6 protein-coding genes are annotated in these 12,790 nt (G+C 40.0%); all 6 read left to right on the top strand.

The genetic code is table 11. The features are described 5' to 3' along the window. The first annotated feature begins 55 nt into the window (after positions 1-55). Complete coding sequence (locus CPS_RS22280; RefSeq protein ID WP_011045669.1) at positions 56-1,537, top strand: NarK family nitrate/nitrite MFS transporter; 1,482 nt, start codon at positions 56-58, stop codon at positions 1,535-1,537. 106 nt (positions 1,538-1,643) lie between these two features. Continuing rightward, positions 1,644-3,476 carry a bifunctional protein-serine/threonine kinase/phosphatase gene (locus tag CPS_RS22275; RefSeq protein ID WP_011045668.1) on the top strand — a complete coding sequence of 611 codons (1,833 nt, stop codon included), beginning with the start codon at positions 1,644-1,646 and terminating at the stop codon, positions 3,474-3,476. A 277-nt stretch (positions 3,477-3,753) separates the two neighbouring features. Further along, the gene (locus CPS_RS22270) at positions 3,754-6,519 is read left to right on the top strand and encodes an EAL domain-containing protein (protein ID WP_011045667.1); all 2,766 of its coding nucleotides are present in this window, start codon (positions 3,754-3,756) and stop codon (positions 6,517-6,519) included. Positions 6,520-6,930: 411 nt separating this feature from the next. Beyond that, positions 6,931-9,531, top strand: a complete 2,601-nt coding sequence (gene nirB, locus CPS_RS22265) for a nitrite reductase large subunit NirB (RefSeq protein WP_011045666.1) — start codon at positions 6,931-6,933, stop codon at positions 9,529-9,531. A gap of 15 nt (positions 9,532-9,546) precedes the next feature. Then, complete coding sequence (gene nirD / locus CPS_RS22260) at positions 9,547-9,903, top strand: nitrite reductase small subunit NirD (protein ID WP_011045665.1); 357 nt, start codon at positions 9,547-9,549, stop codon at positions 9,901-9,903. A gap of 75 nt (positions 9,904-9,978) precedes the next feature. Next, positions 9,979-12,696: a nitrate reductase gene (locus CPS_RS22255; protein WP_011045664.1), complete on the top strand. Its 2,718-nt coding sequence runs from the start codon at positions 9,979-9,981 to the stop codon at positions 12,694-12,696. Positions 12,697-12,790: the final 94 nt, after the last annotated feature.

Here is a 12,790-nt window from a genome sequence, read left to right as displayed (position 1 = left end):
GATTACTGGCATTTTGCTTGCTCTATAAAGTTATATAAACTTTAAGGAGTAAACAATGAGTAGTGAAATTGGCATTAAATTATGGTCATTTACTGGGAAAATGAAAATCCTACATTTAAGTTGGATGGCCTTTTTCATCACCTTTATGGTGTGGTTTAACCATGCACCGTTATTGGCGGTGATCGCGGATAGTTTAGGGCTGAGCAGTAGTGAAATAAAAACGCTGCTTATTTTAAACGTAGCATTAACCATACCTGCACGCATTATCATTGGAATGTTAACGGATAAATATGGTCCTCGACTAACCTTTGCTGTTCTGCTAGCCGTATGTAGTTTGCCTTGTTTTATGTTTGCTTTATCGCAAAATTTTGAACAAGCAGCCTTAGCTCGTTTTTTACTGGGCTTTATTGGGGCCGGTTTTGTTATTGGCATTCGACTGGTTAGTGAATGGTTTCCCGCTAATGAACTCGGTACTGCGGAAGGACTTTATGGTGGCTGGGGAAATTTCGGTTCTGCTGCCGCAGCAATGTCGTTACCCTTAATAGCCCTCTATATAGGTAAAACCTTCGGCGTTGAAGACGCTTGGCGTTATGCTGTTGCTTTAACTGGTTTAATGAGTTTACTTTTTAGCTTCATTTGGTATGCAAATGTTAGTGATACGCCTAAAGGTGCTACCTACTTTAAACCGACGCAAACGGGCGCAATGGAAGTGACCAGTGTAGGCGATTTTTACTTACTCTTGTTGATGAAATTACCCATGTACGGTGCGTTAGCTTTACTTACTTGGAAATTATCACCTCAAGGTGTGAGTTTGTTATCCAGCAATATGACTATAATTGCATATGTTTCTTTAGTTATATTATTTATTGCTGAAGTTTGGAAAACTTACCAAGTTAATGGTCATTTATTTAAAGAAGAAGTTCCTGAGATTCATCAGTATCAGTTCAAGCAAGTGGCTGTACTGAATGTCTTATATTTCGCAACGTTTGGTTCTGAATTAGCAGTAGTTTCTATGTTGCCATTATTTTTTGCAGAAACCTTTAGTTTAGATATGGTTTATGCAGGCATGCTCGCATCGCTTTATGCTTTTATGAATCTGATGTCTAGACCCGGTGGTGGTTGGTTAAGCGATAAATATGGCCGTAAGAAAACCTTATTGATATTAACTGCAGGTTTAGCGCTTGGCTATCTTGCTATGGCATTAATTGATAGTTCTTGGCCACTGGTGTTGGCAGTGATTACTGCTATGGCTTGTTCGTTCTTTGTACAAGCAGGAGAGGGGGCGGTATTTGCTGCAGTCCCATTAATTAAGCGTCGATTAACGGGGCAAATAGCAGGCATGACTGGAGCATATGGTAATGTCGGAGCTGTGGTTTATTTAACGGTATTATCTATGGTTAGCTACCAAACCTTTTTCTTAGTCATTGCAGCAACGGCGGTATTAGGTTTTGTTACTTTACTCTTTATGCAAGAGCCAAAAGGGTCAATTACCGAGATTCGAGAAGACGGTACAGTAGAGTTAATTCAAGTTAAATAATGGCGTCCCATTTATCAGCAGTTTAGTCATGACTTTTTTCATAATGATAAAATATCGTGATTAGGCTGATGGTAATCCGTTTGGTATAAGCTCAAAGAGGGTATAAATGAAAACTGATCAAAACGCTTATACAAAACAAGCTGCTCAGGCGCCTCCTTTAACGCCAGCAATACCGCTAACACAGGCAAAATTACAGGTGTTTTTGGGCGGTCATAGTAATGCGGGTATAAAAGCAACCAATGAAGATGCTTTTGCTTCACTAGTGCCCAAAGATGCAGAATTAACGGCTAAAGGTGTTGTTGCTGTCATTGCTGATGGTGTATCAAGTGCCAGTAAAGCAGCGGAGGCAGCGCAATTATCAGTGACACAATTTATTAATGACTATTACGCAACGCCGCAAACGTGGTCAACACAAAAGTCTGCTAGTAAGGTGTTATCTAGCTTAAATCAATGGTTATATGCACAAACCGATGCGGTTTCTGGTTACACATTACAATGGTTAACAACCTTTTCAGCATTGATAGTCAAATCGTCTACCGCCTATATTTTTCATGTCGGTGATACGCGTATCAGCCAGTATCGGCAACACGAGCTAGAAGTACTAACTAAGGACCATCAACAAAAGCAGGGACCATCTCATAGTGTGTTAACCCGAGCTTTGGGCGCTGATCATCGATTGCAAGTTGATGTGCAGCAAGTTGCTATTCAAGCGGGTGATATTTTTGTACTTACTTGCGATGGCGTTCATGAATATTTATCAGCTCAACAAATAAAAAAACAGTTAAATCAATTGCCACAGTCGCCTAGCACGCAAGCGTTAGAGCAGATGGCGAAATTACTGACGGAATTAGCGATAAAGAAGGGTAGTAAAGATAATGTCAGCTGTTTATTAGTTTATATCGGCGGTACGCCTAATAGGGCGTTAGTCGAAATTGAACGAGAACTGTTAAATAAAGCGATACCACCAGCGTTAGCGGTTGGTAATAGTATTGATGACTATGAAATTTGCAAAGTTATTCATGCCAGCATTCGGTCACATTTATATTTAGCGAAACACCCTAATGAGTCTGAGCCTTGTGTTCTTAAGGTTCCTTCAAAAAACCTCGCTGATGATAGTAGTTATTTACAAGGTTTCATACGTGAAGCTTGGCTAGGGGAAAGGTTAAGCAATAGTCATGTGATGAAAATAAAACGTGGCAGCGAGAATAGTCGCTTTCTTTATCATATTTGCGAATATATTGATGGCCAAACATTAGGGCAATGGATGTTTGATAATCCAAAACCTAATCTTGCACAAGTACGTGATATTGTCGGGCAAATTATTATCGCCTTACGTTCATTTCAGCGCTTAGAAGTTATTCATCGGGATTTAAAGCCTGACAACATAATGATTGATTCTTACGGCAAGGTTTTTCTCATTGACTATGGCACTGCGCTTATTGCATCACTGGCTGAAAATAATGATGTTGTTACCGAAACTGTGCCACAAGGCACATTGAATTATATCGCACCAGAAACCTTATTAACTTTACATGCTGACCACCAAAGCGATTTATTTTCCTTAGGCGTTATCACCTATGAAATGCTTTGTGGAGAATTGCCTTACAAGCCGATGCAAAGAGCTGATATGCACAGCTACACTGTTGATGACGAAAAAAGTCGCGTAGAAAATTATTCACAGTGGCAGTATCGTAGTATTAGACAATTTCGCAGCGATTTACCTTTCTGGCTTGATATGGTGCTGTCAAAAGCGACACAAGCCGATCCTAAGTTTCGTTTACAGGCGTATTCTGAATTTAAAGCTGATTTAAGCAAACCGACGGCTTCGGCATTGGAAGAATATAAAAGTCAGCCTATCTTACAGCGTAATCCGGTATTGTTTTGGCAAGGAGCTACCGCGTTATTTTTTATCTTATGGTTATCAACGATATTTTTCTAATGAACAATGAATTGATGGTTTAACTCATTAAGCTTTTAAGTTTTATCATCTATTTTTACTCTCACTGTAAGTTTGTCATCCTGCATTGAATTAACAACGAGTGGTGGACAGTGCTTGCGTTGCCAAGTGGTAAATAATACTCAATACGCTTGAGAAATAAAATTATTTAAGCTAGGTTTAGGCACAGAGTATCTGAAAATTAAAGTAATTATTCGCTTTAAATTGAAGAGGAACTTCAATTCTTATTATTAATGTTTCTAGTGCCAAGGTGAAAAGGATGTCTTCTATTAGAGCTATTGTAAAAGCCAAAAATACTATTTTGTTTAAGTTTTCTTTTGGTATGAGTCTGTTGTTTTTAGTGATGACTGCGGCGACCTATATGGTGGTTGACCTCGTGGTTAAAAATTACCTAGTCAATAAAAACAAAGAGTCGATCGACGAGATTGGTTCGCACATAGTCTCAGAGATATCCCAACGCATTAGTATCGCAGAAACCTTAACCCGACATTTGGCCGCAGCAGGGGAAACTTGGCCTCAAGACCCACAGCTATTCTACAAAGTTATTCCTCAAATGCTGAATATGAAAGAATACCAAGACATTATTGCTGGCGGTGGCGTGTGGCCTGAGCCTCAACAGTTCACCCTTGGTGTAGTGCGACGGAGCTTCTTTTGGGGTCGAGACAATTTTGGGGAATTGCAATACTTCGATCAATATAATGATGTCGAGGGCACAGGTTATCATGATGAAGAATGGTATGTGCCAGGTCGTTATAGCAAACAAGGTGAATGCCTTTGGTCTAAATCTTATATGGACCCGTATACATTAGCGCCGATGGTGACTTGTACCGTCGCCATGTTCAAACAAGAAGTATTTTCGGGCAATGCAACAGTTGATGTCAGTCTTCAACAACTCAAGAGTATATTACACCAAGGTAGTGCCAAACTCAGAGGATACGCTTATGCTGTAGACCGTAATAATAAGTTTTTGTCTTTTCCTGATGATGAGTTAACTAAAGTAGCCAATCGAGATAGTAATCACTTAACTCAAGAATATATTACAGTAAATCAACTGGCTGAAAAGCTTGAGTCCTTCCAACCTATTGCCGAAATCTTAACTGAGATAAACCAATCTTTGATTCAGTCTATAGCAGACAAAACAAGAGTACCGGCTGCAAATATTACCGAACAAAGTAAGCAAATATCTCCCTTAGACGCGCAATTAATTGTTGCCAATATGTCAACTATGCCAGATCAGAGTTCTCATCGTAATACTAAGACTATTTCAGTGATAAGTAAGCAAGATTTTCTACTTGGTGAAGCAGTGAATGTATCGGTATTTATTATACCAAAAACGTTGTGGAAGGTTGTTGTGGTCACCCCGCAAATGGTGGCGATAAATAGCGCAAGTAAGGTATCAAACCTGATCTTAATGTTGCTCATCGCAATCATGATTATTGCGGCTTTTTTGGGTTTTATTTATTGTCGACGCAGTTTAATTATGCCTATTTATCAAATGGTTAATCAGCTGCAACGGCCAGTTACTGAAGGTGGGCAGGTTTACCCAGAATTGCTCGATGACCGCAGACAGGATGAATTTGGTCTGCTGGCTTACCACTTTAATCAGTCTAAAATGGCGCTAGATAGTAACAACCGAGATCTAAAATTACAGATCAATGAACGTAAGCAGGCAGAATATCAATTAAAACATCTGGCGCTACATGATCCGCTGACGGGTTTGCCTAATAGACTATTATTTCAGGATCGGCTGGAACAGGCGATAGCACTGTCTGACCGTCACCAACATAAATTTGCCGTATTTTTTATGGATCTAGACAATTTCAAGATCATCAATGACACCATGGGTCATGACGCTGGTGATGAATTATTAAAGCAGGTTTCGTTAAGACTCTCTTGCACCGGGCGAAAGACTGATACGGTAGCGCGCCTAGGGGGTGATGAGTTTGCTTTTATTATCACTAAAGTTAATACAATTGAAGATGCGGTAACCTTCGCTCAGCGGCTCAACTCGTTATTGAAAACACCAATAGAAATTAACGGAAACAATATTAATATGGGTAGTAGTATTGGAATCACTATTTATCCTGACGATGCAGCTAATAGTGAGGAATTACTACGCAATGCCGATATTGCTATGTATCAGGCGAAGGATGATGGCAGAAATACAGTCCGCTTTTTTACCAGTGAAATGAATGCAAGATTGCAAAGAAATAAGGAAGTTTTGACTGACTTAGCTGAGTCTTTGACTAAAGAGCATTTTGAACTCTATTACCAACCGCTCTTTACTATCGACCAAAATATCTTGGTTGGAGCGGAAGCGCTCATCAGATGGCATCATCCTGAGAAGGGCATGATTCCTCCGGATCAATTTATTGCAGTTGCCGAGAAGAGTGGATTGATCAATGAATTGGGTGATTGGGTCTTAGCGCAGGCATGCCGCGAAATAAAAAACTTTTTGAATGCGGGGATTACAGTCTTTAAGGTGGCGATTAATATTTCTCCTGTGCAATTTAGGCGTAAAGATCTTTTACAGCATATGTTAATGATTCTTGCGCAACATGATGTTAGCGCAGAGCTTATCGAACTTGAAATCACAGAGGGTGCGGTGATGGATAATGTCGATCAAGCTATCGAGACAATGCAAGCCTTGCACGATGCAGGCTTTCAGTTGGCGATGGATGATTTTGGTACCGGTTATTCCTCACTAAGTTATTTGAAGCGTTTTCCGATCCAAAAGGTGAAAATAGATCGTAGTTTTATTTCAGACCTTGAGAATGACGATGATAGTAAATCTATTACCACCGCTATTATTCAAATGAGTCACTCGTTAGGATTGCATGTACTTGCTGAAGGTGTTGAAACCGAAGAGCAACTGCATTATCTACAAGCCGAAAAGTGTGATTATGTGCAAGGTTATTATACGGGAAGACCTATACCAGCCAGCGAGTTTATTAAAAACTTCAGCGAGTCCAAAAAAGGGAAATATGCTAACGGCGTCTGGACTGAATCAACGACAATGACTTAATCAAGACGCATGTTTCAGAGTGCCTGGGCTATATCACTTTTTCGATTAGTTAAAAGTCACTCTATTAGGCTTACTTAAATACTATCTACAAAATATCGCCTCGATAATATTAACCCATTCATCATCAAGAGAAATGACTATTGAATCACTCAATAGTCATTTCTTGACCCACGTTCAGCTTGTTTACCTTTTGTGAGAACGCTGCACCGTCCGAGTGCTAAATAATATTCACCCTAGTGCAAAGGGGTGATTTCCTAGGATGCAACTGGCATTAAATAATTGTTTTTATTGAAAAAAATATGTTGGCATCTAGCTTGCTCTACTAAACGCATCTTGAATAAAACCATGTTAATAGTGTGTCTTTGCTAAACGGTTTTATTTTATTCCCGCATTTTGAGTAGGATCGTCCTTATGAATACAGATAAACAGCTATTAACTAAAACTAATATTGTTGTGGTAGGTAACGGCATGGTTGGCCATCACTTTGTTGAGGAAATGGCTAAAAATCCAAACTATCAAATAACAGTGCTCTCAGCGGAGTCTCGCTTAGCTTACGATAGAGTTCACTTATCGGAATATTTTGGTGGTAAAACTGCTGACGATTTAGCAATGACTACACCGGAACATTATGAAGCCTTAGGGGTGACCTTTAAAACCAATGCTAAAGTGATCCTGATTGATAAAATCGTTCAATATGTGACGACTGAAAGTGGCGAAACTTATCATTATGATAAATTAATTTTAGCTACCGGCTCGTACCCATTTGTTCCTCCCATTCCTGGTAAGGACCAAGATCATTGTTTAGTTTATCGTACTATTGATGATTTAGAAGACATCGCCGCTAGCGCTAAAGAAAGCAAAGTCGGCGTGGTTATTGGTGGTGGTTTATTAGGTCTTGAAGCGGCAAACGCTATCAAGCAATTAGGTCTACAAACACACGTTGTTGAATTTGCCCCACAATTAATGGGTGTTCAAATTGATGGTGGTGGCGGTCGTTTATTAAGACAAAAAATTGAAGACTTAGGTGTACAAGTTCACACCTCTAAAGCGACAAGCGTAATCGAAAAAGGCAATACTAGCCGCTATAAATTATGTTTTAGTGACGAGACTGAATTAGAAACCGATCTAATTTTATTTTCTGCAGGTATTCGCCCGTATGACAACCTTGCACGTGAATTTGACCTTACTTTAGGTGAGCGTGGCGGTATTGTTGTTAACAATCAGTGTCAAACCTCAGACGAAAATATTTACGCCATTGGTGAATGTGCTTTATGGAATAACTTTATCTTTGGTTTAGTTGCACCGGGTTATGCTATGGCTAAAGTTGTCGCCAAACACATTGCTGGCTTTACTAATGAAGGAAATGGTGAAAACGGAGAAATTGCTGAGTTTACGGGTGCGGATATGAGTACTAAGTTAAAACTCATGGGCGTAGAAGTTGGCTCAATTGGTGATGCTCACGGTAAAACTGAAGGTGCATTAACCTACACTTACGAAAATCAACCTGAAGGTGTTTATAAGAAAATAGTAGTCTCTTCGGATAAAAAATCCTTACTAGGTGCTGTGCTTATTGGTGATACCAGTGAATACGATACCTTATTGCAATATATGCTTAATGCCATTGAATTACCTGAGTCTCCAGAAGGTCTTATCTTACCAATGGCTGCTGATAAGCCGACATTAGGTGTTGATGCCTTACCTGATACGGCAACCATTTGTTCATGTCATAACGTCACTAAAGGCGACATTATTGCTTCTATTGATGCAGGCGCGATGACCGTTGGCGATGTTAAAAGCTGTACTAAAGCCGGCTCTGGTTGTGGTGGCTGTGCTGCCTTGGTTAAAAGCGTTGCTGATAACGAATTTGAAAAACGCGGTGTTGAAGTTAAGAAAGACATTTGTGAGCATTTTGCTTATTCACGTCAAGAAATATACGACATTGTTAGTGTTGGAAAAATCAAAACCTTCGACGAGCTACTTGAAAAACATGGTCGTGGTCTAGGTTGTGAAATTTGTAAACCGGTAGCTGGCTCTGTGCTTGCTTCTGTATGGAATGACTACATTCTTAAAAAACCTCATTTATCTCTACAAGATACTAACGATACCTACCTTGGTAACATGCAAAAAGATGGTACCTACTCAGTTGTTCCTCGAATTGCTGGCGGTGAAATTACCCCTGACAAACTTATCGTATTAGGTGAAGTAGCTAAAAAATATAATCTTTATACCAAAATTACCGGTGGCGCACGGGTTGATTTATTCGGCGCACGTGTTGAGCAATTACCGCCAATTTGGAAAGAATTAGTCGATGCTGGTTTTGAAACAGGTCATGCCTACGGTAAATCATTACGTACGGTTAAATCATGTGTTGGTTCTACTTGGTGTCGTTACGGCGTTCAAGACAGCATGAGCATGGCTATCGACTTAGAGCACAGATACAAAGGTTTACGTGCTCCGCATAAGATTAAGTTCGGCGTGTCGGGTTGTACTCGTGAGTGTGCTGAAGCACAAGGTAAAGATATCGGCATAATCGCAACAGATAATGGTTGGAACTTATACGTTGCTGGTAACGGTGGTATGAAACCTCGCCACGGTGATTTATTCGCCACGGATTTAGATGATGAAACCTTAGTTAAATATGTTGACCGTATCTTGATGTTCTACGTACAAACGGGCGACAGATTACAACGTACATCAACTTGGATCGACAACTTAGAGGGCGGTTTAGCTTACTTACAAGACGTTATCATCAATGACAGCTTAGGCCTAAATGATGCGTTAGAAACACAAATGAAAGCCATTGTTGGTACCTATCAATGTGAATGGAAAACAACTATTGAAGATCCAGAAGCATTAAAACGTTTCCAACCATTTGTTAACTCAGATAAAAGTGATAGTAACATCCAATTTGTGACTGAACGCGAACAAATTCGTCCTGCACGTGGACAAGAAAAAATTGATGTTAAATTTATCGACGCAACTGAAAAAGAAGCCGTAGCTGAAGAAGCTTAAGAGGAGTACAACAAAATGACTACAACCACGAACAAAGCATGGCGCACTATTTGTAAGGCAACTGAACTAGTAAAAGATTCTGGTATCAGTGCTTTAATAGCTAACTCGGCGGGTGAAGATGAGCAAATTGCCATCTTTCATATACCTAACAGCGAAGAAAAAATATATGCCGTAGGTAACTACGACCCTATTGGTCAAGCCAATGTCTTATATCGCGGTCTTGTTGGCTGTATTGATGATGAGCCAGTGGTTTCTTCGCCATTATATAAACAACATTACTCGTTAAAAACAGGTCGTTGTTTACAAGAAGATCAGACTATTGCCGTTTACGATATACGGATTGAAAACGAGCAAGTACAACTTTTTTACTAGCGTATATGGCTAATTTTCAACCTAACATTGTTGGAAATTTTCCGATAGCCAAGGTTAATTTTTTTGGAGTTCAGTTTGAGCGATTTATTACCGACATCACCGCTTACCTCACCTGTAATTAAAACCGGTGAACCGTCACTTATCCAAAGTACTTGTGCCTATTGTGGCGTGGGTTGTGGTGTTGATATTGGCGTAGCAGATGGCAAAGCAACGTCATTAGTAGGCTCCGCTGCCCATCCTTCAAACTATGGCAGACTATGTGTTAAAGGTAGTAACTTACTTAATACTATCGATTTAACGGGTCGCTTGTTATCCCCTGAAATCGCAGGTGAGCAAGTAAGTTGGGATAAAGCGACTGATTACGTTGCTGAACAATTTAACGACATCATAAAAAAATATGGTAAAGACTCTGTTGCCTTCTATGTGTCAGGTCAGTTATTAACTGAAGATTACTACATTGCTAACAAGCTGATGAAGGGTTATATCGGCTCAGGTAATATTGATACTAACTCTCGTCTTTGCATGTCGTCAGCCGTATCAGCATACAAGCGTGCTTTTGGTGAAGATGTTGTTCCGTGTACTTATCAAGATTTAGAAGAAACTGATCTATTATTACTTACGGGTTCTAATGCGGCATGGACTCATCCAGTTTTATATCAACGTATTGAACGCGCTAAAAAAATTAACCCTGCAATGAAAGTTGTAGTGATTGATCCGAGAAAAACAGCAACTTGTGAATTAGCCGATAACTTTATTCAATTGAAGCCTGGTACTGATGCTGCTTTTTTTAATGGTTTATTACACTTTTTAAGTGAAAACCAAGGATTAGATACAGATTATATCGCTCAGCACACCGAAGGATTTGAGCAAGCACTTACCCAAGCCACAAGTTGGACAGTAACGAAGGTTGCAGAGTTTTGCCAAGTTAGCATAGAAGAACTTACTACCGTTTATCAATTATTCTGCAGCAGTGAAAAAGCAATTACCTTTTATTCTATGGGCATCAATCAATCCTCATCCGGGGTAGATAAATGCCAAACTATTATTAACTGTCATTTAGCCAGTGGTAAAATCGGTAAAGCTGGCAGTGGTCCTTTCTCTATTACAGGACAACCTAATGCTATGGGCGGCAGAGAAGTTGGTGGATTAGCCAATCAACTTGCCGCGCATATGGATATCGACAACCCACAGCATCAAGACAAAGTGCAACGTTTTTGGCAATCACCCACCATAGCCAACAAGCAAGGAGCTAAAGCGATTGATCTGTTTGATAAACTTGCTTCAGGTGAGATTAAAGCGGTCTGGATAATGGCGACCAACCCAGTGGTAAGCCTACCTAATCGCGCTAAGATTACTGCCGCGCTGAAAAAGTGTGAGTTAGTCGTGGTGTCTGATTGTGTTGAGCAAAACGATACCTTAGCTTTTGCCGATGTAAAATTACCGGCAACACCATGGTTAGAAAAAAACGGAACAGTGACTAACTCAGAGCGCCGTATCTCTCGCCAACGTAATGCCGTCTTACCCGCAGGACAAGCTAAGCACGATTGGCAAATTATCCAAGACGTTGCCACCAAAATGGGTTTTAGTGGTTTTGATTTTGACGATGTTAGTGATGTGTTCAAAGAACATGCTCAACTTACTCAATTTGAAAACGACGGTGAACGTCTGCTTGATTTAAGTGGTTTAAGTCAATTAACAGCCAAAGAATATAACGAACTTGCACCAATACAATGGCCAGTAAATGATGCTAATCCTGAAGGTTGTGCGCGCGTTTACGCAGACGGAAAGTTTAATACACCGTCTGGTAAGGCGAAATTTATTCCTGTTAAACCACAATTACCACTTCAAAAAACGTCTGCTGAATTCCCGTTTGTATTAAACAGCGGTCGATTGCGTGATCAATGGCACACCATGACACGAACTGGTAAAACAAATAAGTTGTCAAAACATACAGACAAGCCCTACCTTTATTTACACCCAACTGATGCTAAAGCATTAGCGGTACAAAATGACGATATGCTGTCGATCACCGCCAGTACAGGACAAGCGATCGCGCATGTAAAAGTCGATGCAAAGCAGCGGTTAGGTGAATGTTTTATGCCAATTCACTGGAATCAGAACTATGCCTCACACGGTAATGTTAGCGATTTATATCAAAGTATTGTTGATCCTCTTTCTGGTCAAGCGGAGAGTAAGCAAGGTGCTGTCGCCTTAGGTAAAAAAACGTATAAGCAATATATAAGTGTACATACCACCAGTAAGATTACGTTAAGTGCTGACTTCTGGGTTAAAAGTACCACCGCTTATGGTGATTCATATCAAGTTGCTTTAGATGAACCAACCATTGATGCTTTGCTGTTGTGTCAACAAATCAGTGGTTTATCAGGTGAATGGTTAACGTTTATTCAAGACAACCAAAGTTATGTGGTTTGTTTACAAGCCGGCAAGCTAGCCTTTTTAGGTTACTTCTCAGCAACGTGGCCTGAAATAGAGCAATCATGGCTTGAACATGTTTTTGGTTCAAAAACCTTAGAGTTTGCCACTATTCAATCGCTACTACTTGGCATTTCTAGTGATGAGTTTAACCAAGGAAAACAAGTGTGTAGCTGTTATAGCGTTGGAGAAAAAACCATTAACGAAGCGATAGCACAAGGCTGTGGTAGTGTTGAAGCCTTAGGTGAAAAACTACAATGTGGTACTAAATGTGGTTCTTGTAAGCCTGAATTAGCCAGTTTAATCAGCCAGTACAATGCAGACCCTATTGAAACTGCCATAGTGCTGGCCGAAGATTGATCAAAATAAAGAGCAACTATTTTAATCGTGAAAGGTCAACAACCCCTAGCCTAAACAGTACAAACTTGGTTACAATACGCGCTCTTAAAAATGC

Origin of the sequence: Colwellia psychrerythraea 34H, from assembly GCF_000012325.1 — a bacterium.
In the GTDB taxonomy this organism is placed as follows: domain Bacteria; phylum Pseudomonadota; class Gammaproteobacteria; order Enterobacterales; family Alteromonadaceae; genus Colwellia; species Colwellia psychrerythraea_A.
This window is presented reverse-complemented; position numbering and strand designations above follow the sequence as displayed.